Origin of the sequence: Vibrio sp. MMG023, from assembly GCF_021654215.1 — a bacterium.
Taxonomy (GTDB): domain Bacteria; phylum Pseudomonadota; class Gammaproteobacteria; order Enterobacterales; family Vibrionaceae; genus Vibrio; species Vibrio jasicida.
On the sequence record NZ_JAKFZP010000007.1, the window covers coordinates 80,215 to 105,341 of the forward strand.

General features: G+C 46.4%; 21 protein-coding genes. 13 read left to right on the forward strand and 8 right to left on the reverse strand.

What is annotated here, in order from left to right; genetic code table 11:
- Positions 1-189 precede the first annotated feature (189 nt).
- Together L1076_RS21385 and L1076_RS21390 are read left to right on the forward strand one after the other, a co-directional pair.
- Positions 190-795, forward strand: a complete 606-nt coding sequence (locus L1076_RS21385) for a histidine phosphatase family protein (RefSeq protein WP_237304424.1) — start codon at positions 190-192, stop codon at positions 793-795.
- Between the two features lie 7 nt (positions 796-802).
- Complete coding sequence (locus L1076_RS21390) at positions 803-1,327, forward strand: GNAT family N-acetyltransferase (RefSeq protein WP_237304425.1); 525 nt, start codon at positions 803-805, stop codon at positions 1,325-1,327.
- A gap of 41 nt (positions 1,328-1,368) precedes the next feature.
- Here L1076_RS21390 and L1076_RS21395 read toward each other — a convergent pair whose 3' ends face one another.
- Positions 1,369-1,608, reverse strand: coding sequence for an RNA recognition motif containing protein (locus L1076_RS21395; RefSeq protein WP_038871547.1), 240 nt, complete (start codon positions 1,606-1,608; stop codon positions 1,369-1,371).
- A gap of 148 nt (positions 1,609-1,756) precedes the next feature.
- Here L1076_RS21395 and L1076_RS21400 point away from each other — a divergent pair, with 148 nt between their 5' ends.
- Positions 1,757-2,287 (forward strand): GNAT family N-acetyltransferase, encoded by a 531-nt coding sequence (locus L1076_RS21400; protein WP_237304426.1) that lies wholly within the window; start codon positions 1,757-1,759, stop codon positions 2,285-2,287.
- Between the two features lie 50 nt (positions 2,288-2,337).
- On the opposite strand, the gene putP is transcribed toward L1076_RS21400, so the two are convergent.
- From putP to L1076_RS21420, 4 genes are all read right to left on the reverse strand, one after another.
- Positions 2,338-3,831: a sodium/proline symporter PutP gene (gene putP, locus L1076_RS21405; RefSeq protein ID WP_038871553.1), complete on the reverse strand. Its 1,494-nt coding sequence runs from the start codon at positions 3,829-3,831 to the stop codon at positions 2,338-2,340.
- Positions 3,832-3,968: 137 nt separating this feature from the next.
- Complete coding sequence (locus tag L1076_RS21410; RefSeq protein WP_038871556.1) at positions 3,969-4,676, reverse strand: 1-pyrroline-5-carboxylate dehydrogenase; 708 nt, start codon at positions 4,674-4,676, stop codon at positions 3,969-3,971.
- Between the two features lie 11 nt (positions 4,677-4,687).
- Complete coding sequence (gene putA / locus L1076_RS21415; protein ID WP_237304427.1) at positions 4,688-7,819, reverse strand: bifunctional proline dehydrogenase/L-glutamate gamma-semialdehyde dehydrogenase PutA; 3,132 nt, start codon at positions 7,817-7,819, stop codon at positions 4,688-4,690.
- A gap of 415 nt (positions 7,820-8,234) precedes the next feature.
- Positions 8,235-9,044: an AraC family transcriptional regulator gene (locus L1076_RS21420; protein ID WP_038879960.1), complete on the reverse strand. Its 810-nt coding sequence runs from the start codon at positions 9,042-9,044 to the stop codon at positions 8,235-8,237.
- 779 nt (positions 9,045-9,823) lie between these two features.
- Here L1076_RS21420 and L1076_RS21425 point away from each other — a divergent pair.
- Positions 9,824-10,543 (forward strand): helix-turn-helix transcriptional regulator, encoded by a 720-nt coding sequence (locus tag L1076_RS21425; protein ID WP_080774286.1) that lies wholly within the window; start codon positions 9,824-9,826, stop codon positions 10,541-10,543.
- 63 nt (positions 10,544-10,606) lie between these two features.
- Here the strand turns inward: L1076_RS21425 and pdxH are convergent, their stop codons facing one another.
- Positions 10,607-11,242, reverse strand: coding sequence for a pyridoxamine 5'-phosphate oxidase (pdxH, locus tag L1076_RS21430; RefSeq protein ID WP_237304428.1), 636 nt, complete (start codon positions 11,240-11,242; stop codon positions 10,607-10,609).
- A 127-nt stretch (positions 11,243-11,369) separates the two neighbouring features.
- On the opposite strand from pdxH, the gene L1076_RS21435 reads away from it, so the two are divergent.
- The 6 genes from L1076_RS21435 to L1076_RS21460 all read left to right on the forward strand — a co-directional run bounded on the left by L1076_RS21435 (position 11,370) and on the right by L1076_RS21460 (position 20,826).
- Positions 11,370-13,253: an ATP-binding protein gene (locus L1076_RS21435; protein WP_237304429.1), complete on the forward strand. Its 1,884-nt coding sequence runs from the start codon at positions 11,370-11,372 to the stop codon at positions 13,251-13,253.
- Entirely contained in the window at positions 13,246-14,472 is a 1,227-nt protein-coding gene (locus tag L1076_RS21440; protein ID WP_102388943.1) for a response regulator, read from the forward strand. Before L1076_RS21435 ends, L1076_RS21440 begins: the two co-directional genes overlap by 8 nt.
- A 113-nt stretch (positions 14,473-14,585) precedes the next feature.
- A complete protein-coding gene (locus L1076_RS21445; RefSeq protein WP_038871570.1) occupies positions 14,586-15,977 on the forward strand; it encodes an HlyD family type I secretion periplasmic adaptor subunit in 1,392 nt (463 codons plus the stop codon).
- Positions 15,978-16,090: 113 nt separating this feature from the next.
- Positions 16,091-16,774 carry a transglutaminase-like cysteine peptidase gene (locus L1076_RS21450; protein WP_038871574.1) on the forward strand — a complete coding sequence of 228 codons (684 nt, stop codon included), beginning with the start codon at positions 16,091-16,093 and terminating at the stop codon, positions 16,772-16,774.
- A 5-nt stretch (positions 16,775-16,779) separates the two neighbouring features.
- Entirely contained in the window at positions 16,780-18,693 is a 1,914-nt protein-coding gene (locus tag L1076_RS21455; protein WP_038871616.1) for a LapD/MoxY N-terminal periplasmic domain-containing protein, read from the forward strand.
- An 18-nt stretch (positions 18,694-18,711) separates the two neighbouring features.
- Entirely contained in the window at positions 18,712-20,826 is a 2,115-nt protein-coding gene (locus L1076_RS21460) for a type I secretion system permease/ATPase (protein WP_104036006.1), read from the forward strand.
- Between the two features lie 57 nt (positions 20,827-20,883).
- Here L1076_RS21460 and L1076_RS27030 read toward each other — a convergent pair whose 3' ends face one another.
- The gene (locus L1076_RS27030; protein ID WP_009706678.1) at positions 20,884-21,018 is read right to left on the reverse strand and encodes a hypothetical protein; all 135 of its coding nucleotides are present in this window, start codon (positions 21,016-21,018) and stop codon (positions 20,884-20,886) included.
- A 208-nt stretch (positions 21,019-21,226) separates the two neighbouring features.
- Here L1076_RS27030 and L1076_RS21465 point away from each other — a divergent pair, with 208 nt between their 5' ends.
- Positions 21,227-21,814 carry a mechanosensitive ion channel family protein gene (locus tag L1076_RS21465; protein ID WP_181028008.1) on the forward strand — a complete coding sequence of 196 codons (588 nt, stop codon included), beginning with the start codon at positions 21,227-21,229 and terminating at the stop codon, positions 21,812-21,814.
- Between the two features lie 133 nt (positions 21,815-21,947).
- On the forward strand, positions 21,948-22,532 hold the full coding sequence (locus L1076_RS21470; protein ID WP_237304430.1) for an NAD(P)H-dependent oxidoreductase: 585 nt from the start codon (positions 21,948-21,950) through the stop codon (positions 22,530-22,532).
- A 62-nt stretch (positions 22,533-22,594) separates the two neighbouring features.
- Here L1076_RS21470 and L1076_RS21475 read toward each other — a convergent pair whose 3' ends face one another.
- A complete protein-coding gene (locus tag L1076_RS21475) occupies positions 22,595-24,220 on the reverse strand; it encodes an ABC transporter substrate-binding protein (RefSeq protein WP_237304431.1) in 1,626 nt (541 codons plus the stop codon).
- Between the two features lie 187 nt (positions 24,221-24,407).
- Between L1076_RS21475 and mpaA the strand changes: the two genes are divergently transcribed.
- Positions 24,408-25,118, forward strand: coding sequence for a murein tripeptide amidase MpaA (mpaA, locus tag L1076_RS21480; protein ID WP_237304432.1), 711 nt, complete (start codon positions 24,408-24,410; stop codon positions 25,116-25,118).
- Positions 25,119-25,127 lie beyond the last annotated feature (9 nt).

A 25,127-nucleotide genomic window follows, 5' to 3' on the forward strand; every position in this document is an offset into this window, starting at 1 on the left:
GACGGCTGACAATTATCAAGCCCCCCCATCATCACCGGTTCAAATTTCAGCGATTTACAGTGTGAATTTCATCCAAAAATAATAGAGAATCACAAGGATATGAATTAGTTGAACCCACTTTTATTTGGTAAAGCCATGCTATTGTTCAGCGTGCCTGCCAAATAAAAATAACTGACAAGGAAGTCACCGATGATCCACATTACTTTTGTTCGTCATGGACGTTCACAAGCGGATGATTTACGCGTTCACGAAGGGCGCTTTGATAGTCCGCTCACCGAAGTAGGGATTCAACAAGCCGAAAATCGCGCGAAACAATTTGCCGAAGAAGGGCGAAAGTACGATGCAATTTTAAGTAGCTCAATGCAGCGTGCACGTCATGTTGGAGAGATATTTTCTACACACCTAAATGTCCCTATGACCACACATGATGAATTGATGGAGCGTGATAACGGCCCTTTGCAAGGGCTACCTTTTAGCGAATCTCAACACAAATACCCTATGGCTGATTTCGTCAACCCGTACCAACCTTGCGTTGTCTCTGCCAATGAAGGGGAAAGCGGTGTGGAACTTTTTGCACGTGCTAGCCTTGCTCTTCAGTCCATCATAAGAAGAAGTCGTGGCCGTTACTTGGTGGTCTCCCACGGCCGTTTTATGAGCGCCATGTTCAATGTGATTTGCGGCAACCAACCTAGAGCGAATGAAGCTGGAGTTCAATTCGCATTTCACGATTTAGGCTACTTCGATACTACCTACCGACCTGATCTTGATGTTTGGGTCATTCAATCTGTAAGGTGATGCCGTTATGCCAACACAACCAAAACTCTTTACTGAACGACTCATTCTGCGACCTTTTCAGCATGAAGATAGTGAACGCGTCGCTTTACTCGCGGGTGAAAAAATCATCGCAGATATGACCGCGAACATTCCACATCCTTATGGGCTGTCTATGGCGAAAGCATGGATTGAAGGACATGAGCCAACGTACGACGAGCGCAGAGGTGTCGTCTACGCGATTACCTTGCGTGAGTCAGGAGAGTTATTAGGGGCCGTGAGCATACCGACAATTGAGGATGGTTATGGCACTTTAGGATATTGGCTAGGTGTCCCTTACTGGGGGAAGGGTTACGCGTTTGAAGCTACGAAAGCCCTCATCGACTTCGCACGTGTCGACTTTGAGTTAGCCGGAATTAAGGTACTGCACTTAGTAGAAAACCACCGTTCCAAATCGGTGATAAACAAACTCAATGTACCTTATGTCGAAAACACTTGGGTTGGTCCTAAAGGGGCTGAGCGTGAAGTTTGTGTCTATCAAAAGACGTTCGTTTGAAGGGACAAAAAAGCCAGCGATGATGCTGGCTTTTCTCTATCTTAGTCTTGAGCGACTTTCACGCGGATTTTGCTTTTCGCGACGCTAGAAAGGTTTAGCGCTTCTAGTGCAGCAATTGCTTCTGCTTCATCTGGCATGATCACAAAGCCAAACCCTTTCGATAGACCCGTTTCTTGATCAAGAACCAGAGTACAAAGTTCTACTTTGCCGTGCGCTGAGAATAATGTGCGCATATCTTGCTCGGTCGTTTCACGAGCCAAGTTTCTTACTAAAAGTTTCATAATGAACCTAGTTGGTTTAATAACCGTACGATTCTCTCAGGTTCTTCCAAGCAAACCAAGCGAATAATATTGTACTAACGACTAGATCATTCTAAGTACATCTGATTAAATGATTTTTCGTTCATTTTTCACCCAAAGGAGAATCGATATGGAAACGAAACGTCTTAAGTTAGTCCCTGCTTGTTTGGAACGTGCAGAAGAAGCACATCAAGCGGTTGTGCGCAGCCAGAAGACGCTCGAAACGTACCTTCCTTGGGTGCCACATGTGCTCACGCTAGAAGCCATGATTGAGGGAACAGAAAAAGCCATCGCCAACTTTGAAAACTTCGAAGAAGAATTGCGTTACTTCATTATCGAAAAGGAAAGCGATCGCTTAATTGGTGCCGTTGGCCTGATGATTAGAGACCAAGAAGTACCGGCATTTGAGATTGGCTACTGGTTAGATGATATCGCTGTTGGTAGCGGCTACATTTCCGAAGCGGTGCTTGAACTAGAGCGCTACGCGTTCGAAGATCTTGGTGCGAGGCGCATTGCTATTACGGCAGATTCAACCAACCTAAAAAGCCGCGCCGTCGCAGAGCGTTGTGGTTATGATTTTGAAGGCGAGTTGAGACACGACCGCCTGTCTACCTCAGGGGAATTAAGTAACACTGTAGTTTACGCCAAAATCCGTCACTAAAAGCAAAAAAGCCCGCGATGGTCGCGGGCTTTGTTTTCACTTGAGAATGATTAGTCTAGTTCAACCAACTTCTTCTGGTACTCTTTGTGTTGCTCTAGTACGTCTTGCGCAGCACCGCCAGTCATTTTGCTCACAACCACGATAGCGATAGTAGAGAAGATGATGCCCGGTACGATTTCGTACACATCGAACCAACCGCCTGTTAGCTGTTTCCAAACCACGATAGTCACACCACCGATTAGGATACCTGCTAGTGCGCCGTTACGGTTCATACCGCTCCAGTAAAGGCTAAGTACAACTGCCGGACCAAACGCAGCACCAAAGCCTGCCCAAGCGTAAGATACAAGACCTAGAACAGAGCTATCTGGCGTCATTGCTAGGAATAGCGCGATAAGAGAAATCACGATAACGCCTACACGACCAATCATTACCACTTCTTCAGACGTTGCATCTGGCTTAATCACTTGCTTGTAGAAGTCTTCAGCAAGAGCTGATGAAGATACTAGAAGCTGTGAATCTGCAGTACTCATTACCGCCGCAAGAATTGCCGCCAGTAGGATACCTGCAATCACTGGGTGGAATACCGTATTCACCAATAGCATGAAGATTTTCTCACCATCATCCAGTTGGGTACCAGGGTGACCTGTTACCCACACTAGACCAACAAGACCCACAAGCATTGCACCCGCCATAGACAGCGCAGTCCAACCCACAGCGATACGACGCGCTGTTGTTAGGTCTTTGTTTGAACGAGAAGCTTTAAAACGCGCTAGGATATGTGGCTGACCAAAGTAGCCTAGGCCCCAAGCCGCTAGCGAAATGATCGCGATAGCCGATAGAGGTTCACCTTTCACATCGTTCCATAGCGTTAATAGCTCTGGGTTGATGTTGTGCATGTCAGTCGCTAGTTGACCTAGACCGCCGTCCATTACAGCAACAGGCACAATCATCAGTGCCGCCGCCATCAATAGACCTTGTACTAAATCCGTCCAAGATACCGCCAGGAAGCCACCAAATAGCGTGTACGAAACCACACACACGGTACCGATGATAACGGCAATGCTGTAATCCAAGCCGAATACGGTTTCAAACAGTTTACCCCCTGCAACCAAGCCTGAGCTGGTGTAGAAAAGGAAGAATAAAAGAATGAAGAACGCAGAGATTGTCTGAATCAGTTTCGACTTATCGTTGAAGCGACGCGACAGGAACTCAGGCAGCGTTAGTGAATCGGTTTGAATACTATACGTACGTAGACGCTTCGCATTGATCAACCAGTTTGCCCACGTACCCAGTAGCAGACCACCCGCTAGCCAGAACGCTTCGATACCTGCTGCATACGCATACCCCGGAAGACCCAGCAGCAACCAACCACTCATGTCTGATGCGCCCGCAGAGAGTGCCGCTGGCCATGGACCAAGGCTACGACCACCTAGGAAGTAGTCAGATGAATTGGAAGTCCTCTTATACGCGTAAACGCCAATGGCAACCATAATTAGTAAATACGCCACAAAAGTGGTCGTGATAGCAAAGCTATTTTCTATCATTTGATAGTCCTCGTTATAATTATTTCCTTCCTTGCCCGCTTTGATATTTTGCCATCGCAGCAATACATCAAAGTAAGAGATACCAACCCGAGTAAGCTCTCAGGCTCTTTTGATTCAGATTGGTATCACAAGTCAGGTTAGTGGGAGTCGCTTCCCAACTCGAGTAGAGTCGCGTTACCGCCCACTGCTGTAATATTTATCGTTCGAGTACGCTCAGTAATGAAGCGCAACGACAGATGAGGATCATGAGTCAATGTCGGTGACTCTAAATCCGTTTCAGAAACTAAACCGACGATGGCACCGTCACGCTTAGCCAGTTGCAGGTTAAGCGCATGCTCAACCTGTGAATGCCCAACATAACCAACACTACGTACGTCGCTGTCTAACAGCGGGGAAGACGCGTCGTACGCAACCACTTGGATTAAGTTAGATGGGAAGTTTGCTGACGTTACAGCCTGCTTAACCATCTGATTAAGTTCCGTATTGTCACTGCAAATCACCACGCTGTTGCCTGCAATCAGAGCACAGGTGATCATTGCAAAGGTGCTGTACAGAGCGTTCTCGGTATTTGCTAGGTTGTTCTCACAAACAACCAAAGCCACACCGCGACCCGCTGCGTACAGCTCGTTAGTTTCGCCCGTAGGCCCCACTAACTGATGAGTTTCTGCCAACAGAGCAGACGCTTGCTGCAAGTGGTAAGACACCACTTTGCCCGCCACGCTATGCTGCTCTTCAATCGCAGATTTAAATGCCAGCAAATGCTCACATTTGTAATCAAAATCGGTCAGATTCCACTGCTCCCACGCAGAGAATGCATCTTTAAAATACGTGATCTGATGAACCATAATGCGACTCCTTACGCCTTCTCTGCTTGAACAAGATGTTGTTTAGTAAAGCGGTATAGGTAGTGAGGACCACCTGCCTTCGGACCCGTGCCTGACAAACCTTGACCACCGAATGGCTGAACGCCAACCACCGCACCAACCTGGTCGCGGTTGATGTAGCAGTTACCCACGCGAGCGTGTTTTTCAATCCAACGGTAAGTGGTTTCGTTACGGCTGTGGATGCCCATTGTGAGACCAAAACCAGTTTGGTTGATTTGCTCAACCACGTTTGGCAACTCAGACGCTTTAAAGCGAACAATGTGCAAGATAGGACCGAATTGCTCTTCTTTCAGAACATCAATGCCCGAGATTTCGAACGCACTTGGCGACACAAAATCACCGTGCTGACAAACTTCATCCAATTGCAATTGAGCAACTTTGGTTTGCGTGCTTGTCATGTGCTCTAGGTGAGCAAGGAGTTTGTTTTTTGCATTGCTGTCGATAACCGGACCCACATCGGTTTTGTGTAGGTAAGGAATACCAACATGCAGTTCATTCATTGCACCTTGGATAAGGTTGATGATGCGATCCGCAACATCTTCTTGAACGAACAGAACGCGCAGAGCGGAACAGCGTTGACCAGCAGAAGCAAAAGCGGAACGAATCACGTCACGCACAACTTGTTCTGGTAGTGCCGTACTATCCACAATCATGGCGTTCTGACCGCCAGTTTCAGCGATAAACGGTACTGGCTTCGCGCTACGCTCGGCAAGCGTCACATTGATGCGCTGCGCTGTTGCTGTCGAACCAGTAAATGCCACGCCTGCAATCGCATCGTGAGACGTTAATGCATGACCAATTTCACCACCACGACCCGGCAATAGCTGAATCACACCAGCAGGGAAGCCGGCTTCTAACATCAATTCGATCGCTCGCGCCGCAATTAAGCTAGTTTGTTCAGCAGGCTTAGCGACGACGGTGTTACCTGCAACTAATGCGGCTGTGACTTGACCAAGGAAAATCGCGAGTGGGAAGTTCCATGGGCTGATACAAACGAATACACCTAACCCTTCACGGCTAGACATGCGTTTCACGCCATCAAAGCCTTCTAGCTCAAACGGCTGAAGATTTTGCGCTTGTTTCGCGTAGTAACGACAGAAGTCGACCGCTTCACGCACTTCATCAATGCTGTCATGAATCGTCTTACCCGCTTCTTGGTGACAAATCGCCACCAGCTCAGCCAAGTTTTCTTCCATCAGATCCGCAAGCTTATCTAGGCACACCGCTTTTTGTTCAATTGCAGTGCCTTTCCACTCAGGGAATGCAGCATCAGCCGCTTCGATTGCAGCGGAAACATGATCAAGGCTTGCAAAAGCCACCTGACCCACTTCAATACGACGATCGTAAGGTGCAGTAATGATCTCTGCGGAGTTTTCCTTGATCATGCTTTCGGCATGTTTCACGCCGTTGATGATCGGACCCGCAGTCCACTTCTGATTCAGGAAGCTTTCAACCTGCCCTTCAAACGGCTTCGCTTCGCTATCAATATCAACGTTCACACCGTATGAGTTTTTACGCTCCGGGAAGATGCCGGTTGGCATTGGAATTTGACCGTTGTGCAAGGTCTCAAACGAGGTCAACACATCAACAGGGTGATGCGTCAGCTCTGAAATTGGGCAACGCGCGTCCACCAAACGGTGTACAAACGAGCTGTTCGCGCCGTTTTCTAGTAAGCGACGAACCAAGTAAGGCAGTAGATCCGCATGGCTACCGACTGGCGCGTAAATACGTACTGGCTGACCATAAGTGTCCATTACATGGTTATAAAGCGAATCGCCCATACCATGCAGACGTTGGAATTCGTAATCTTTGTGCTCTGCCATCACAGCAATCGCAGTAACAGTGTGCGCGTTGTGACTAGCAAACTGCGGGAAGATATTACCGCGCACGCCTTCACTTAGTAGGAAGCGTGCACACGCGAGGTAAGCAACATCCGTCGCTTCTTTGCGCGTGTAAACAGGGTAATTCTCGTAACCAGCTTGTTGCGACCACTTAATTTCGCTGTCCCAGTACGCGCCTTTCACGAGACGCAGTGGGATAAGATCGCCCTGCTCTTTCGCTAAACCGTTCAACCATGCCAATACTGGCAGCGCACGTTTCGAGTAGGCTTGAACCACAAGACCAAACTTGCCCCAGCCTTTGAGTAGATCGCTACGGTACAGTTTTTCGAACAGCTTCAGTGACAGCTCAAGGCGGTCTGCTTCTTCTGCATCAATCGTGATGGCAACATCCACTTCGATAGCGCGCTTAAGCAGTTGCGTCAGCGTATCGTAAAGCTCAGTCATCACGCGTTCTTCATTCGCTACTTCGTAACGTGGGTGAAGTGCTGAAAGCTTGATAGAAACAGAAGGCGCAGGACTCGTGTCACTGCCATACGTTTCTCGACCTACGGCTTCAATCGCCATTAGGTAGTCTTTGAAGTACTTACTTGCGTCTGCCGTGGTTAGCGCCGCTTCACCCAACATATCGAATGAGTAAGTGAAACCTTTGTCGCGCATTGGCCGGCCGTTCTTTTGTGCTTCTTCAATCGTACGACCACGTACAAACTGGTGACCCATGATCTTCATTGCCTGATACATGGCTTTACGAATCACAGGTTCAGAGAATTTGTTCACCAGACGGTTTACAGCCTGACTTGGGCTCTGGGTTTCTTGGTCACCAATGCCAATCACTTTACCTGTCAGCATCAAACCCCAAGTTGAAGCGTTAACGAAGACAGAATCTGAACTCTTAAGGTGAGATTTCCAATCCGCAACACTTAACTTGTCTTTAATCAGTGCATCGGCCGTCGCTGAATCCGGAATACGCATCAACGCTTCTGCAAGACACATCAACAAGATGCCTTCTTGAGTATCTAGGCTGTATTCCAACAACAGCGCATCAATCATCTGAATTGACTTCTTATCGGCACGAATGGCTTCGATAAGCTGAGTTGTTTGGGTCGTGATTGCCGACTTTTCTTCCGCTGTCGGCGTTGCTAGTGGCAATAATTGCTCTAGCCATTGAGACTCGTCCACCATGTACAATGGCGAGATCAGTGACCACAACTTATCAAGCGGTTGCTCGATAAATTCCGGTGTTAACACGTTTGTTGCAGTAAACATGCGTTTTCCTCAATCTCTCTCCTCGAAAACCGCTTCGAGGATCATCAATGGCTGGCAGTGTATTTTGAGCCCGAGAAGAATACTTGTCAAAAACTCCGAGCTTTTTGCTAAAAACTCGCTTTTATAACAAAACATCTACATAGTCACACGCAATTAGATAATATATTGTGTTGTAAAAATTAATTTTTGCATGTCATTTACAACAAAAGTAGACAGGTTTTGGGCAATTTTTATTTGAATAAGAAGGATTTAGATTGTGATTTTGTGAGGAATGGGCAAAAACACTGAAAATTTAAAGGGGAATTACGCAAAAAAGTTCGACTTTCCTGTGCAAAATACAGACGTAAAAAAGCCGCGACCAATGCGCGGCGTTCTATCAATAAGCAACAAGACGAACAAAAAGAAAGATATTTTATTAACTCTGTTTCTTATACTGCGAAGGTGACAAACCTTGTAAACGAGTAAAAGTATGCGTGAAAGTACTTTGGCTAGAAAAACCTGTAAATTCGGCTATCTGGCCGAATGTAAGGTGGCCTTGCTCAATCAAATCACGCGCCATATCAATACGTTTACCTAGCACATACTGATGCGGCGTTATACCCATTTGCTCTTTAAATAAGCTGTGGAACTGGCTTTCGCCCAAGAACACACTACCTGCCAACTGCGCAACACTGATTTTATGGCTCAAATGCTGTTCGATGTAACGATCTATCGCATCCAAATCGAATCGTGAATCTTTTTTTGATGTTTCAAATGAAGAGATATGGCGTTGCATCAACGCAATCACAGTATCGTTACAAGCGCGACTAAGCAGCAAATCATCAGGATGATTACGCATCTCCTGTACCAACATCTGAATCAGCTTTTGGATTTGACCATCCAGTTGGAAGTAAAGGTGAGAGCGCTCTAGATTATTGATTTTCTGTAGCATCTCAGGATCATCATTAGCAGGCTTTGGCATGTTGAGTACCAAAATGTCTGATTGATGAATCACGCCGCCGAAAGCATGATCAGAAGACGCCGTTACGATGCAACCTTGTCCCGGACCAACTAAATTACCCTGTCCACGAACTTCAAATTCCGCTTGGCCTTTCAAACCGATCACGATCTGCGTGTAAGCATGATCATGGCAATCCATATAAGACGGAAGCGTGATCAACTCTGCTGGTTTAGGCAGCGCGATCTCTTTATACAGCGGGGCTTTCGGGTTATTTGAATCACTCATTTAAAACAGTCGTCTTTCACGGTCGGCTTACACCTTGGCATCATATACCTTCTCGGTCGGGTTGCAAATCTTCCCCAACTCAATCGCATAAGATCAAACCAACACGATCAAGGCATTCTACATGATCATAGTTCCGGAACGATGATCATGTAAGAGTAACTTACGGTCAATGTGCAACCAATTTTTTTAACAAAAACGGATAGATAGTCAAAATTACTAAAGTTGAGACAGCTCGACTCAAAAGATCTTTGCGGTTGAAGTGCACACCAATGTAAGTCAAGAGGTCAAAATTACGATCAAAAGCGCATGAATTAACCAGAAAACAGCAACATAGAGGGAATTCCCCCCTTACCAATATACGCTCAATTCAATACATTAGACCTCGAGCTCTAGGATGCATACGACCCTGAGTTCACCGGTATCTACTTGATACCTCTAACTTACTTAGCAGACCCTCGCTATGTAATTTAGAACCTCTTCTACACGTCGACAAGATTATATCTTGTGTTGCCAGCCCGTCTTCAGGCTGGCCTTTTTTTTGCTCTACGCCAATGAAAACAATGGCATAAGCTGATATTATATGGGCCACCTCACCGTATCCTGAGCTTAATCATCACGCTGAGCTAACTTGATCTATCTTCTCTCTTTTCCAGTTTGTCTGGCGCAATTCCTGAAAGCATGATCAAGGAACGATTTCGTAAGAGAAATTTCAGGATAATCGAAGTGAGAACACTGACCTGCAATAAAGCAGGCGATACGTAGCAGTAGTGAGCCCTCTTGTGAATATTCCAGTCAATACCATAGAACAGTCGCTCCTCCGACAGCTACCGGGTTGTTGGGGATGCAAAGATAAAGCGTCAGTATTCCGATATGTGAATCAGGAATACGCAGAATTGATAGGCTACGATTCACCTGAAGCCTGTATTGGAAAGACAGACTTTGAAATGGCGAGCCCAACCATTGAGTGTGCAAAAGAGTTTCAAGAGCAAGATAAGCATGTTATTGAGACTGGCGAGTCACTGAAGATCCTCGATATCCACCCCTATCCTGATGGTCATTGGCGAGCACATATCTTTACTAAAACGCCGTGGCGAGATGACGATGGCAACATCATTGGCACCATCTTTTATGGGCGTGAACTGACTGATACCGCCGTCATCGAAGTAGGCTATTGGGTTTGCCGAGCCATTGGTGGAAACCCGAGCAAAAAATCAATCTTCCGCTTCTCGAACCTGAAACCCGAACCCGAAAAGCTAACCTGCCGCGAACAAGAAACCTTATTCCTATTGCTGTATGGAAAAAAACCGCAATTCATCTCTCAGGTCATGGGTATTTCCACTAAAACAGTAGAGGGGCATGTTGCTCGTCTACGTACGAAGTTTGAAGCCAACAGCAAGAATGAGTTGATCGACAAAGCGATGGAAGCTGGTTACGGCTCCATTGTGCCAAAGACCCTACTTAAACATCAGCTCTCTGTGGTGCTTAACGGCGAACGCTGATTCTTAATAAACAAAAACACCGCCAAATTGGGCGGTGTTTTTTTATTCTTTTTTTTCGCGTGATTATGGCGCAAGACGATCAATGTCCCACGCCCCTTCTTGATTAGAAAATAAGAAACGATCATGCAAGCGGTGCTCGCCACCTTGCCAAAACTCGATACTTTGTGGTTTCACACGGAAGCCACCCCAGAAGGTTGGCATTGGGATTTCCCCTTTGGCGAATTTCTGTTTCAGCTCTAGGAATTTGCCTTCCAACACGCCTCGAGCGGAAATACGACTACTCTGTTTACTGGCGATAGCAGCAAGCTGACTCTCTTTCGGGCGAGAAGTGAAATATTTCATGTTCTCCATCGGTGACAGCTTCTCTGCAACGCCCGTAATATGGACCTGACGCTCAAGCGGATGCCAAGGGAAATGTAGGCTGATATTGCTATTGTGCCCAAGCTGCTGTGCTTTGCGGCTGCCCAAGTTGGTGTAAAACACAAAACCATCTTTATCGACACTTTTTAGTAGTACGATACGTTGAAATGGCATGCCATTCTCATCAACCGTGGCAACGGTCATTGCAGTAGGGTCGGTCAAGCCAGCTTCTACCGCTTGCGCCAACCACAAATTAAATTGATCGACAGGATCTGCTTTTAAATCTTTACGACGCAGGCCACCTTTTGTGTACTCACGACGAATATCAGCAAGTTCCATCTTCACTCCTTCACTCGTTTTTTCCGATTGTGCGCCCGATGATACTCAATTTCAAGGACAGCAAACGATAACTCTGATTGCGATTTGTGTTGTGTCACGTTGTCGCTGCGGCTCACAGCATCGTTAAATGCCTTTTGATAACATGGCGTTAAAAACGAGTGAGCCAACCGTGAACCTACTCAACCCCAAAGCTCTGCGCCATTTTTTGCTGGTGTTGCTCGCCATCGGTATGGTCGGGCTAATATCGACTCATAAGTACGCAACCCAGCATCAACATGATCAATGGCAAAAAAAACTTCAAACCCAAGCCACGCAAGTTGCTCAGGAGATCGATTATGAGTTGGCTAAGTTTGAACAAATCCCCAATCTACTCAGCCACGATCCAAGATTGCTCGACGCTATAAAAATCGGAAAACCGTCTGATGCACTTAACCGTTTGTTGGCGGAATGGCTCACACAAAGCTTGGCCGATACCATCTATGTCCACGACAAAACGGGCTTAGTAATCGCATCAAGTAATTACCAGCAAGACGACAGTTTTGTGGGCTCTAACTTTGCCTTTCGCCCTTATTTTCAGAACGCGCTCAATGGCGAGAAAGCCCAATACGTTGGATTAGGCGTTCGCTCTAATAAGCGGGGCTATTTCTTCTCATCTCCGCTTTGGGTTGATGACAAAGTCGCGGGAGTGATTACGGTTAAAGTCAACTTAGAACAACTTGAACAAAGGTTGGTTCAAGACGATGGAGATTTACTCGTCACAGGCGTGCATGACGTCGTTTTCATGAGTAATCTACCGGATTGGCGTTATCGCGCATTGTTTCCACTTTCCGAAGCAGCAAAACATGAACTCAGTCAAACCCAACAATACGGCCACTCCCTACCAGAATATCGTGGTGAGTTAACCGGAAAAAGTGGTGCGACGCAGTTTAAAAACAATCAACTTCTACTCTCTCCAAACTATCTAGCATACGCGACCCAGTTGTTTGAAAAAGGCTTCCGTGTTGTAGCACTGATCAGCCAGCAAGAAGTACTCACCGCCGTTCTTCAAGCCGATGTCATTTATCTGCTGTTGTATGCCTTGGTTGGTTTAATTGCTTTGGCTTGGTTCCAAATGCTGGTCAACAAAGCACGCCTCGCGAATGTGAACGCGAACTTGGAAGAAAAAGTCTCGGAAAGAACGTTGGTCCTCAGCCAAGCCAACCACAAATTGCAGCAAACCGTGCATCAATATGAGAAGAGTCAGCAAGAACTCAAGCAAACTCAACAAGAGTTGACGCAAGCCGCCAAACTCGCACTGCTTGGGGAGCTGTCCGCCAGCATCAATCACGAAATTAACCAGCCGCTTGCCGCGCTGCGAACCTACACCGAAAACTCACAACGTTTGATGGCAAAGGAGCGTTACCCTATGGTGGCAAGCAATTTGGATAAGATGCTGTCACTCAACAACACGATTGCCGAAGTCATTGCTCGTTTAAAAGTCTTTACACGCAAAACCGACAGCAACCAACACAGCGAAGTCGCCATCCTGCATGATGCTGTACACAACGCCACGCGAATTTTGAGTAACAAGCTAATCAAGCAAGGCGTAACATTAAAAGTGCCAACTATTGAATATAACGTGAGGTTAGCGATTCACAGCGTTGAGCTTGAGCAAGTGCTGATTAACCTCTTTCATAATGCGGCGCAAGCCATGGATAGCTACTGCCTTGATCCACAAATTTCGATTGCCGTGCAATGCGAAGAAACTCACTGCGATATTTTAGTTTCCGACAACGGCCCAGGCATGTCCGAGAGTGCCTTAGCAAAAGTCTTCGACCCATTCTTCACTACCAAGCCCGAGGGATTGGGCTTAGGGTTAACCATTTCAAAACGTATTTTAGAGAGCTACCAAGGTGCTTTGAGCGCTTACCAACATCTAGACGCTCAAACACAAAAAGTAAACGGCATGACTTTTGTTATCACGGTTCCACTCGCTACAACACCTTCCTTAGGGGAAAACACCTATGCATAATCCCGTTTTCTTTGTCGATGATGAACCGCATATTCGTGATGCTGTATCACAAGCGCTTTTAATTGAAGATATCGAAATAACCTGTTTTCCCAATGCAGTCGAAGCACTACGCGTTATCGACCCGCACACACCAGCCTTGATCATTACCGATATCCATATGCCAGTGATGAACGGCTTAGAGTTTATGCGCACGCTGCTGAGCAAAAACAATCACTTTCAGTTTATTGTTCTCACTGGCCACGGTGATGTAAAAACAGCGGTAGAGGCGATGAAAAGTGGCGCATATGACTTTCTCGAAAAGCCATTCTCGACAGAGCAACTGTTAAAATCACTGAATAACGCCAGTGACAAACTGACTCTATTGCAAGAAAACGTCTGGTTGAAAAAAGAGCTCGATATGCAAACGCACGTGGGGCCAAAAATGATTGGTCATAGCCAAGTTATGGTCGATATTCGTCGAACCTTAATCAGCGCCTCACTCCACCAGCCACTGATCTTTTTTGGCGAAGATGGCACAGGACGAAGACTCGCTGCGCAATTTGCCCACGATATTCATGCCACGTCAGACAGTGAAATGATCGTCGCGTCTGGTGAAGATTTGTATGAATTAAGCTCGGATGCGTTCGACAAAGCGATTTATCATTTGTCACAAGGGAGGCCACATTGCAGTTTGTATCTTCACAGTGCCGAACACATCTCATTACCACAATGGCAATGCCTGTTTAAGCACCCAAGCTTACAACGCGTGTTTGGGGCCGCAAACAAAGTAGTGCAAGGAGTCGAGACATTGGCTAAGTTGATTCGCATGCCGAGCTTGGACGAGCGCAAAGAAGACATAGGCCCGCTGTATAAACATTTTGTTCGCCATGCTGCCAGTCGTTATCAGTTGCAACCACCACAAATCAGTTTGGCAGAAGTAAAACGAATAACAGAACTGGCTTGGCCAGAAAACATCAAACAATTGAGGCAGTTTGCGGAATTGCGCGCCCTCAAACCAGATGCGTTTCGCATGGAAGACTGGAACAGTGAAAAGAGCATTGAAATCCAAAGTATGACTCAACGCACAGAACACTTTGAATATTGCTTATTGTTCGATGCACTACAACGACATAGAGGCAGACTCAAAGAGGTTCAACTAGAATTACAGGTGTCGCGAAAAACCTTGTATGACAAACTAAAACGACATCAGTTGGATAAAACAAAGTTCAAGGCACTGTAAAAGAGGGACCATCTACCCCTTTCACACATTTTTATTAACCGAGCATGCTGACATGGTCGGTTAATAATAATAAGATCAAAAAGATAAACCGTCTTTATAAAACAAGGAATGTGATGAGCCGAGACAACTACAACAAGCTAAGCAACGACGAGTTGGATTTTGTTGACGATAAAACCGCTGCTTTGCTCCTGAACACTCCGAGTAGTGCCCGCCTTATGTTGTGGGTTATGGTGTTGTTTTTTGTTGCTGCTATTGGCTGGGCATCTTGGGCGCAAATCGACAAGGTGACGGTTGGTCAAGGCAAAGTCATTCCTTCTTCTCAAATCCAAGTGGTACAAAACCTTGAAGGCGGCTTGGTCAAAGAGATCTTAGTAAAAGAAGGCGAACAAGTAGAGAAAGGCCAGCAGCTGTTGCTGATTGACGACACGCGATTTCGCTCAGACTTTCGAGAACGTGAACAACAAGTAGCGAACTTAACGGCCTCGGTGTTGCAGCTTTCAGCCTCCATCAGCAGTGTAGAAGTGAACCGTGATTTTGAAGACAAAGACTGGGAACAAAGTGTCTTACTCGATTACGGTAAATTGACGTTCCCACCGACACTTGAAGAGAACCAACCTCGCCTCACCCAACGCCAAAAAGCAGAGTACCGCGAAGATCTCGACAACTTACGCAACCAGCTGTCAGTTATCGATCAGCAAGTTAAGCAGAAACAACAAGATTTGGTTGAAATTAGGGCTCGAGTTAACAACTTGCGCCAAAGCTACCGATTCGCGAAGAAAGAGCTAGACATCACGAAGCCACTGGCAGACGAAGGTGTCGTACCTCGTATTGAGCTACTCAAACTTCAACGCCAAGTAAACGATACTCGCCGTGAGATGACCTCTAGCGAACTGAAAATTCCAGTGCTTCGTTCTGCGATACGTGAATCCATGCTTAACCGTATTGATGTGGCATTGAAATTCCGCTCTGAACAACAAGAAAAGCTCAATAGCACTCAAGACCAACTGTCCGCACTCGTAGAATCCGCGGTAGGCCTAGAAGACCGAGTAAACCGCACCGTGGTGGTTTCTCCAGTAACCGGCACCATCAAAACTCTCAACGTGAACACCGTTGGTGGTGTTATTCAGCCTGGTATGGACATTGTTGAAATCGTTCCAACCGAAGACACTTTATTGGTCGAAGCAAAGATTGCCCCAAAAGACATCGCTTTCTTGCGTCCAGACCTTCACGCTATCGTGAAGTTTACCGCGTATGATTTCACCAAATATGGCGGTCTAGAGGGTGAACTAGAGCACATCAGTGCGGATACCACACAAGATGAAGAAGGCAACAGCTTCTACATTGTTCGAGTCCGTACCGATAAAACCAATTTTGGACAAGATGCTGACTTACCAATCATTCCCGGAATGACAGCATCGGTCGATATCATCACAGGGAAACGAACCGTTTTGGAATACTTGCTTAAACCGATTTTGAGCGCCAAAACCAACGCACTGAAGGAGTAAGTATCTGCAAGGTACAAATAATGTGTTCTTAAGTGACGACAAGTGGTTAAATAAAAAGCACTTTTCTCACCCACGAACGCATTTCAAAGGTACACTTGTGATGTGAGTCGAATATGCCACCCAAATTGAAGCGTAAAGTTACATTATTAATCAGCATCAGTTGTTTTTCGTTCCAAATTGGGGCGCTCAACAGCAAGGAACAGCGATGGGTCGATACGGTCACTTCAGTTTATGGTGAGCGGGCAGGAATGCGCGTGAAAACATGGCGGGAAAACATCGACTTTTTTAAAACACTGGAGACTCATGAGAAGCTTGCAGGCGTTAACGACTTTTTCAACCAACTTTACTTCGTTGACGACATCAAACTTTGGGGAAAGAAAGACTACTGGGCAACACCGCTCGAATTTTTGGGCAGTAATGCGGGCGATTGTGAAGATTTCACCATTGCTAAGTACTTCTCACTGCTGGAGCTAGGCATACCCGATTCTAAGATGCGCTTGATCTATGTTAAAGCCATCGAACTGGATCAATTCCACATGGTATTGGCTTACTACCCGACCCCAAGCTCTGAGCCGCTCATTCTCGACAATATCAACCCAGACATTGTTCGAGCCTCCAAACGTAGCGACTTGCTACCGATTTACAGTTTTAATGGTTCAAACCTATGGCTAATGAAGTCTTCTGCTGGCACTGGAGAGTTAGCAGGAAAAGCCTCACGTTTGAGTCTTTGGAATGACTTACGCTCGCGCGAACGTAAGTTGCAGTTAAAGAAACCTAAAATTAACTATGACGAGTGAAAAACATGACCCTATATAAGAAGCTTGTAGTGGGAATGGTTACGGTCTTTTTACTGTTGATGGCATCAGTATTCGTAATCCAATTCAACACTACTCGAGACAGCTTAGAGCAGCAGCAACGTTCAGAGGTCAACAACACCATTAACACCGTTGGTTTAGCATTGGCACCGTATCTAAAAGATAAAGATAAGGTGGCAGTCGAGTCCGTGATTAATGCGTTGTTTGACGGCAGTACTTATTCTGTCGTACGTCTCACCGCGTTAGATTCGGATTACCAGATCGTGCGCTCGTACCCAGTAAAGCCAAGCCATGTCCCACAGTGGTTTATCGACCTGAATCTATTTAAAGCGATTCACGATAAACGCGTCGTAACCAGTGGTTGGATGCAACTGGCTGAAGTAGAAATCATCAGCCACCCAGGTGCTGCTTACGAACAGTTGTGGCAAGGCTTTATTCGCCTGCTATCGGCATTTGGCGTTATCTTCCTGGCGGGTTTAGTCGCGATTTCTTACATCCTACGTCGCTCACTCAAACCTTTAGCAGCCATCGTTAAGAAAATGCACGAAATCGCCAACAACCAATTTGGTGACCCACTTGCTCGTCCAAAGACCAAAGACCTCATTGCAGTCGTAGACGGTATCAATATGATGTCGGCTCAGATTGAACTGTCATTCAAAGAACAAGCGAAAGAAGCGCAGCGCCTACGTGCACAAGCTTACCTAGATCCGATCTCCAAGCTGGGTAACCGCTCGTTCTACATCAACCAAGTGGACCAATGGTTGGCAGAACAAACGCAAGGGGGTATCGCGCTACTCCATGCAGAGTACATTGGTGACATCTACGAAACGAAAGACTACCAACGCGCAGATGCCCACGTGAAAGAGTTGTCTCAACGTCTTAAAAACACCATCGATGTACCAGGAGCAACCATTGCTCGTCTATCAAGCGACGAATTCGGTCTGTTATTCCCACACATGGATGAAAGCGAACTGCGCATCCTAGCGGATAGCATCGTCAACTGTGTGAATGGTCTAAACACAGACCCAACAGGTCTTGCTAAACCAAAAGCTTCGCTCGGCGTGGCACACAGTAAAGATCAGAAAACACGCTCAGAAGTGCTTTCCATGGTGGATAACGCACTATCGAAAGCAAAAGCGCAACCAGACAGAGCTTACGGCTTCGTGGGTGGTGAAAACTCTTCTAACCTAATGGGTAAACAGCAATGGAAAGCGCTGGTTGAAGAAGCGATTCACGGTGATTGGATTAAATTCCGTTTTCAATCTGCGAAAAACACATGGGGCAAGGTATTCCACAACGAGGTGTTCTCTAGTATCGAAAAAGATGGCGAGACCTTCCGTGCCAACCAATACCTGTTTGCTTTAGAGCAGCTTGATGCCACCAACATCTTCGACCAATACGTCATTGAGTCGATGATTAAAATGCTAGAAAGCGGTGAGTTGAACGAACCTGTTGCCATCAACATTGCACAAAGCAGTCTGTCGCAACCTTCGTTCATTCGTTGGACCACCAGCATGCTAGAGAAGCACTCGAAAGTTGCGCCAATGCTGCACTTTGAGGTTCCAGAAGCGTGTTTCATCGACCATCCACACCATACAGCACTACTGTGTAATGCCATTCGTCAGTCAGGTGCAGAATTCGGTGTTGATAACTATGGTCGTAACTTCCAGTCACTTGAGTACATTCAGGAGTTCCGCCCGAATTACGTAAAACTGGATTACCTGTTCACGCACAACTTGCATGACGAAAAACAGAAATTCACGCTGACTTCGATCTCGCGAACCGCTCACAACTTGGGTATCACGACGATTGCATCACGTGTAGAAACGCAGATTCAGTTGGACTTCCTCACCGAGCACTTCGTCGAGGTCTTCCAAGGTTTCATCGTCGACAAGGAATAAAGAAAAGGTATACCAAGGATGAAAGACCCTTTACTGAACTCGCTGATTTACGTTAGCCGTTATTACGGTTTAGCCAACTCTCCGGAAGCGCTAATTAATGGGCTTCCACTCTCTGAGGGTAAGCTCACACCGTTTCTGCTACCGAGAGCGGCGGAAAGGGCCGGATTGGTTGCCAAGGAAAACCGTGCAGAATTAGACAAAATCTCAAGCCTAATTCTGCCGGCTATCTTACTTCTTAAAGGTGGCGACTCTTGCGTTCTCAATAGTATTAATTTGGAGACACAAGAAGCAGAGATCACTACCCTAGAAAGCGGTTTGGTGCCCATCTCCATCCCTCTAGAAGAACTACTTGCGCAGTACACTGGTCGCTACTTTTTAGTTAAAAAACAATTTCGATATGATGAGCGCTCTCCCGAAGTGCTCAAAACCAAAGAAGGCCACTGGTTCTGGTCAACCTTATGGCAGTCTAAACGCATCTACCGCGATGTACTTATCGCTTCTATCCTCATCAACATCTTCGCCATTGCCGCACCAATGTTCACTCGCTTGGTGTACGACAAAGTAGTCCCTAACCTCGCATTTGAAACTCTATGGGTGCTGGCAAGTGGTATCTTCGTAGTGTTCTTGTTCGATTTCTTGCTCAAATCACTGCGTAACTACTTTATTGATGTTGCGGGTAAGAAATCCGACATCCTGATTTCTTCAAAGCTGTTTAGCAAAGTCATGGGCATTCGAATGGAGTCCAAACCACCTTCTGTGGGTGCGTTTGCTCGCCACTTACAAGAGTTCGAATCGATTCGTGAATTCTTCACCTCTGCAACCGTGAGTGCTCTGATCGACTTACCTTTCGCGATTTTGTTCCTAGTCATCATCTGGCTGATGGCGGGCGATCTGGTTTACGTGCCAATGATTGGTGTGGTGATTCTGATGATTCACTCGGCGCTGATTCAAGGTCCACTGCGCCGCTCAATTGAGGAAGGTTCTCGCCTTGCTTCACAGAAATACGCCAACCTGATTGAAAGCCTTTCCGGCCTAGAAACCGTGAAAATGCTGAGTGCACAAAGCCAATTCCAATACCGTTGGGAAGAAGCCGTTGCACACATGGCAAACTGGAACATCAAGAGCCGTCGTATTACCGACAGCATTCAAAACGCAGCGGGCTTTGTTCAACAAAGTAGTAACGTCGGCATGATCATTCTGGGTGTTTATCTCATTTCAAACGGCGATTTGACGATGGGTGGCTTGATTGCAGCAACCATGCTAAGTGGTCGTGCAATTGGTCCAATGGTTCAGCTTTCATTGTTGTCTACACGCTACAACCAAGCGAAGTCTTCGATGACCATCATTAATCAAGTAATGGAAATGCCAGACGAGCAAGAAGAGGGTAAACGCTACATTCATCGTCCTATCGTTCAAGGTAAGATTGAGATTGACCGAGTGACCTTCCATTACCCAGATGCGCCAGTGGCATCGATTCGTGATTTAAGCCTAACGATTGATCCAGGTGAAAAAGTCGCAATCATCGGCCGTATTGGTTCGGGTAAAACCACACTAGAACGCCTGATAATGGGTCTGTACAAGCCGACAGAAGGTCACGTGCGTATTGATGACACGGACATCGAACAGCTTCACCATGTGGACGTACGACGCAATATCGGCTGTGTACCGCAAGATTCGAATCTGTTCTTCGGTTCTATTCGCGACAATATTACCCTAGGTCGTCCGCTCACCGATGACCGCGACGTATTAGACGCCGCAAACCGTGCAGGTGTCACCGCCTTTACTCAATCAGATCCAGCGGGTCTAGAGCGTCAAGTGGGCGAAGGTGGCGGCATGTTATCTGGTGGTCAACGTCAAGCTGTGACAATTGCACGAGCGTTCTTGGGGCGTCCTCCAGTGCTCTTAATGGATGAACCAACCAGTGCAATGGATAACCGTTCAGAAATGCACATCAAACATCAGTTAGCACAGCTAAAACCGAGCGAAACGCTGATTTTGATTACTCACAAAACCTCAATGCTCGATATTGTTGATCGCGTAATAGTGATGGAAAAAGGCAGCGTGATTGCTGATGGTCCGAAAGCGCAAGTACTGAACGACTTGAAGCAAGGTAAAGTTCGCGCCGTCAGCTAATGCTAAACCGCACAAAATAAAAATCAAAGCCCCGTTGAACCCAGTGTTTCTCGGGGCTTATTTATTGATAGTCAGTAATCCAAAGTATCCAAACTCTTCGAGAAATATCCAAAGCAGTACAAAGCCAACAATAACCACTAACCCCATGATTGCCCTTTCATCTTCTTCCATCGCATCCCTACCATTTTCCATAACGATCGTAAGCTCCGTTTCTAGATTAGCAGCAGCCAACACACCAGATATCAGAGTTCGTCTCTTCTCAATTCGGAACTGAGATATAGCTCAAAATTTGTTCAAAACAAATCTCATGCGGAAGCGAAATTTATAATTACTTGAGAGACAAAATCGGCTATAACACGCGCCTTCTTAATATTCTCGAGTTCAAGAAATGAATCATTGGATGCATCTAGAGCAAATCAGTCAGTATTTCACGGCTGGCTCTATTGGCTATAAAGTGTTGATGGGCGTCATCATTCTGATTGCTTATCGTGTACTGAAGAAAATCGCTAACCGTGCCATTCTGAATTTAGCAGAATCCAAAGGGGTTAAAAAAGCGCGCCTGAGCTTTATACAGCGCTGCTTCAACGTCGCGTTTTTGTTCATGTTTGTGTCGATTTTCGCGATCGTTACTGGTATTGGCTATGGCGATGTGTCGCTGTTCCTATCATCGATTTTCGCAGTATTAGGTGTGGCTTTCATCGCGCAATGGTCGATTCTTAGTAACATTACAGCAAGCTTTCTGATTTTCTTTGTCTTCCCATACCGTGTCGGTGACCGAATTAAAGTGGTAGATAAAGACGAAGACATCAGTGGTGAGATTCAGGAAATTCGTATGTTCCATGTGTTGATCAAGCACGACAACGGCAACCTAATCACTTACCCGAACAACTTGATGCTTCAAAAAGCGGTCTTAAAACTGGCAAAAGAAAAAGCCAAGCCTGAGGAGCCAAAAACCACCTCACGCATTTATACCCGCAGAAAGAAATAGCCCACTAAAAAGCCGATGTATCTACATCGGCTTTTTGTTTGTGCTCATCTCAAATCATCTCTTGACCTAAACCAAGCTTGAGGTTTTAGCCTTATTCGCACGATTCAAAATCAACAATGAAAAAGGAACCATTGTGTCCAAAATTGCGATTATTTATTTCTCTAAAACCGACGTTACAGGCCAGCTAGCTCGCGCGATTGCCGCTGGCGTTGAACAACAAGGTATTGAGCAACAAGGTGGATTTGAAATTCTCTCTCACCGTATTGAAGGCAGTGAGATTATCGAGGGACGTTTTGTGAACCCTAGCCTAATGGATGAACTTGCTGAGTGCGATGCGATTATCTTTGGCTCACCGACCTATATGGGCGGCGTAGCAGCGCAGTTTAAAGCATTTGCAGATGCAAGCAGTGAATCTTGGTATTACCAAAAATGGGCGGGCAAAATCGCGGCTGGCTTTACCAGTGGTGGGGCAATGAATGGCGATCAGTCAATGACGTTGCAATACCTACAAACGCTAGCTAGTCAGCACGGTATGATGTGGGTCGGATTGGATAAGATCAGCAATTCTGGCGAGCAAAATCTGAACCGATATGGCGTACAAGGTGGGATTGTTGCTCAAGGCGGTGAAGATGGTCAGTTGCATGCCTCAGATGTTGCAACAGCAGAGTATCTTGGCAAACGAGTGGCAATACTCGTAGACAAGCTCTCCACTCGCTAGCAATAAAAGAAGCCCCGTAAGATACATCTTCGGGGCTTCTTATTTATCGCTTGTTTTGAGCGCTACTTCTTAATGTAGAGGTCTTTCGAGTAGATACGACCCTCTACGTTGTTCTTGGCAAAACCGCCAACCGTAGGGCGAACCAAACGCGCTTGCATGTAGTAGTAAATCGGTGCGATTGGCATATCTGCCGCCAACAATTGCTCGGCTTGGTCATAGAAACCTTGGCGCACTTTCTCATCCGTTGCGGCCAATGCACTGTTCATCGCCTTGTCGTAGGCTTCACTGCTGTAACGCGCAAAGTTACCTGATGAACCAGAGCGCAGTAGACTCAAGAAGGTGGATGCTTCGTTGTAATCTCCGCACCACGAGGCGCGCATCACATCGAAATCACCTTGCTTACGAGCGACGAGATAAGACTTCCACTCTTGGTTTTCTAATTCGACTTTCGCGCCCAAGTTGTTCTTCAACATAGAAGCAATCGCCACCGCAATCGCTTTGTTCGATTCACTGGTGTTGTACAGCAATTTGAAATCAAGCGGTTTACCATCACCGTATCCCGCTTCTTTCAGCAGCTCACGCGCCTTTTCATCACGCTGTTTCTGCGTCCATGTGCTGTATTCAGGCTGAGTCGCATCAAAACCGGCGGTATATTGGTGTGCGAACGTATAAGCAGGCAGATTACCTACTTGCGTGACACCATTCGTGATCACATCACGCATCATCGAATAAGACACAGCTTTACGAACTCGCTCATCATCGAACGGAGGACGTGTTGTGTTAAACGCGTAGTAGTAAGTACAGAGTAGCGGAACCGCGGTATACGCTTGCTCGTAATCTTTCTTCAGCTTTTGCGCCATATGGGTTGGTACATCTGAGGTAATGTCCACTTCGCCCACCGCATAGCGATTGATCGATGCGTTTTGGTTCTCAAACGGAATGTATGTCACTTCAGTGAGATGAGTATCCGCGCTATCCCAATAGTTTGGGTTCTTTTTCAGTTCAATGCGCTCATTCACCACCCATTTATCCAGAACAAATGCACCGTTGCCAACAAACTGCTGTGGATCACTCCACGGCTTTTCGCTGTTCTCAACCGTTGCTTTGTGTATCGGCATCATCGAAGTGTGGCCTGTCATTGCGACAAAGTACGGCACCTTACTATCAAGTTCGAAGCGCAGAGTATGTTTATCGACGGCGGTGATACCAAGATCATCCAGTGGCTTTTTACCTTCTGCTACGTCGGCGATGTTTTTGATCTTGGTGAGTTTGAGATACCAAACATTGGGAGAAGCGGTTTTCGGATCCACTGCACGACGCAGTGAATAGACAAAATCATCCGCTGTCACAGGATCGCCGTTCGACCATTTTGCGTCTTTACGCAGCTGGAACACAAAGGTTTGGTTATCTTCGGTTTGCCAAGATTCCGCAACGCCAGGAACGATATTGCCATCGCGGTCTTGAATGACTAATCCCTCAAACAAATCACGAATCACGTGCATCTCTGGCAAACCTTCGGCTTTTGCAGGGTCTAGCGTCGCCGCTTCTGCATCGTTTGCTCGTACTAAATGTTGTTCTGGTGCGAGTTGCACACCATCAGGCAAAGAATCAGCGAGAGCTGAAGCGGATAAAAATGGGGTCAATAAAGAGGAAACCAGCAACGCTGTTGAATGCTTTTTAAAATCCATATCGTTTTTCGTTCTCCTAACACGTCTTTTGAAGCAAGTACCATTATTCATCATACAAGCATTGACGAACTTTAAGTGTTCAGTTTATATCCGAGTAATCTCAAGATGCTAAGTTCAACGGCTGTAACATGAGTTATATATAGCTTGAGTGATGAACAGATACTACTCGAACAATCAGGAGATTACGGTGAGTCTAATTCCAAGAACGGAAAGAGCGGCATTTTTAATTACGCCAACATCATATGGAAAATCGGTACTGGGTGCGCCGTTGTTGTACTTCCCAGCACAAGTAGAAAGTAACTCGCGAGGCCTCATTCTCGCTGGAACACACGGCGACGAGACAGCCTCAATCACCGGATTGTCGTGCGCGTTAAGAAGCTTGCCAGCGGAGTGTCTGAAGCACGATGTGATTTTATCGATGAACCCAGACGCAAACCAACTGGGTACACGAGCCAACGCCAATCAAGTCGATCTAAACCGAGCGTTTCCTACGCAGAATTGGACAGAGCACGGCACAGTCTATCGTTGGAGCTCGCATACACCGGTTCGAGACGTGAAAGTAAAAACAGGCGACAAAGAACAGCTAGAGCCAGAAGTTGACGCACTAATTAGTTTGATTGAACTGCGCAGACCAAAATTTGTGGTCTCGTTTCATGAACCATTAGCGTTTGTCGACGACCCTGCTCATTCTTATTTGGCCAAATGGCTCGGCAAGCAATTCAATCTACCTATCGTTGACGATGTTGATTACGAAACGCCGGGGTCTTTCGGTACTTGGTGCAATGAACGCCAACTACCTTGTATTACGGTAGAATTGCCCCCGATCTCGGCGGATCTCACGATCGAAAAGCATCTCGATGCGTTTATTGCTTTGTTGCAGCACGATCCAGATCTTTAATTTCTAGCT

Bases quoted from the DNA above. Each gene is read 5' to 3' on its own strand.
- L1076_RS21385 (WP_237304424.1), top strand. From the start codon at position 190: ATGATCCACATTACTTTTGTTCGTCATGGACGTTCACAAGCGGATGAT.
- L1076_RS21390 (WP_237304425.1), top strand. From the start codon at position 803: ATGCCAACACAACCAAAACTCTTTACTGAACGACTCATTCTGCGACCT.
- L1076_RS21395 (WP_038871547.1), bottom strand. From the start codon at position 1,608: ATGAAACTTTTAGTAAGAAACTTGGCTCGTGAAACGACCGAGCAAGAT.
- L1076_RS21400 (WP_237304426.1), top strand. From the start codon at position 1,757: ATGGAAACGAAACGTCTTAAGTTAGTCCCTGCTTGTTTGGAACGTGCA.
- putP (WP_038871553.1), bottom strand. From the start codon at position 3,831: ATGATAGAAAATAGCTTTGCTATCACGACCACTTTTGTGGCGTATTTA.
- L1076_RS21410 (WP_038871556.1), bottom strand. From the start codon at position 4,676: ATGGTTCATCAGATCACGTATTTTAAAGATGCATTCTCTGCGTGGGAG.
- putA (WP_237304427.1), bottom strand. From the start codon at position 7,819: ATGTTTACTGCAACAAACGTGTTAACACCGGAATTTATCGAGCAACCG.
- L1076_RS21420 (WP_038879960.1), bottom strand. From the start codon at position 9,044: ATGAGTGATTCAAATAACCCGAAAGCCCCGCTGTATAAAGAGATCGCG.
- pdxH (WP_237304428.1), bottom strand. From the start codon at position 11,242: ATGGAACTTGCTGATATTCGTCGTGAGTACACAAAAGGTGGCCTGCGT.
- L1076_RS21435 (WP_237304429.1), top strand. From the start codon at position 11,370: ATGCCTTTTGATAACATGGCGTTAAAAACGAGTGAGCCAACCGTGAAC.
- L1076_RS21440 (WP_102388943.1), top strand. From the start codon at position 13,246: ATGCATAATCCCGTTTTCTTTGTCGATGATGAACCGCATATTCGTGAT.
- L1076_RS21445 (WP_038871570.1), top strand. From the start codon at position 14,586: ATGAGCCGAGACAACTACAACAAGCTAAGCAACGACGAGTTGGATTTT.
- L1076_RS21450 (WP_038871574.1), top strand. From the start codon at position 16,091: ATGCCACCCAAATTGAAGCGTAAAGTTACATTATTAATCAGCATCAGT.
- L1076_RS21455 (WP_038871616.1), top strand. From the start codon at position 16,780: ATGACCCTATATAAGAAGCTTGTAGTGGGAATGGTTACGGTCTTTTTA.
- L1076_RS21460 (WP_104036006.1), top strand. From the start codon at position 18,712: ATGAAAGACCCTTTACTGAACTCGCTGATTTACGTTAGCCGTTATTAC.
- L1076_RS27030 (WP_009706678.1), bottom strand. From the start codon at position 21,018: ATGGAAAATGGTAGGGATGCGATGGAAGAAGATGAAAGGGCAATCATG.
- L1076_RS21465 (WP_181028008.1), top strand. From the start codon at position 21,227: ATGCATCTAGAGCAAATCAGTCAGTATTTCACGGCTGGCTCTATTGGC.
- L1076_RS21475 (WP_237304431.1), bottom strand. From the start codon at position 24,220: ATGGATTTTAAAAAGCATTCAACAGCGTTGCTGGTTTCCTCTTTATTG.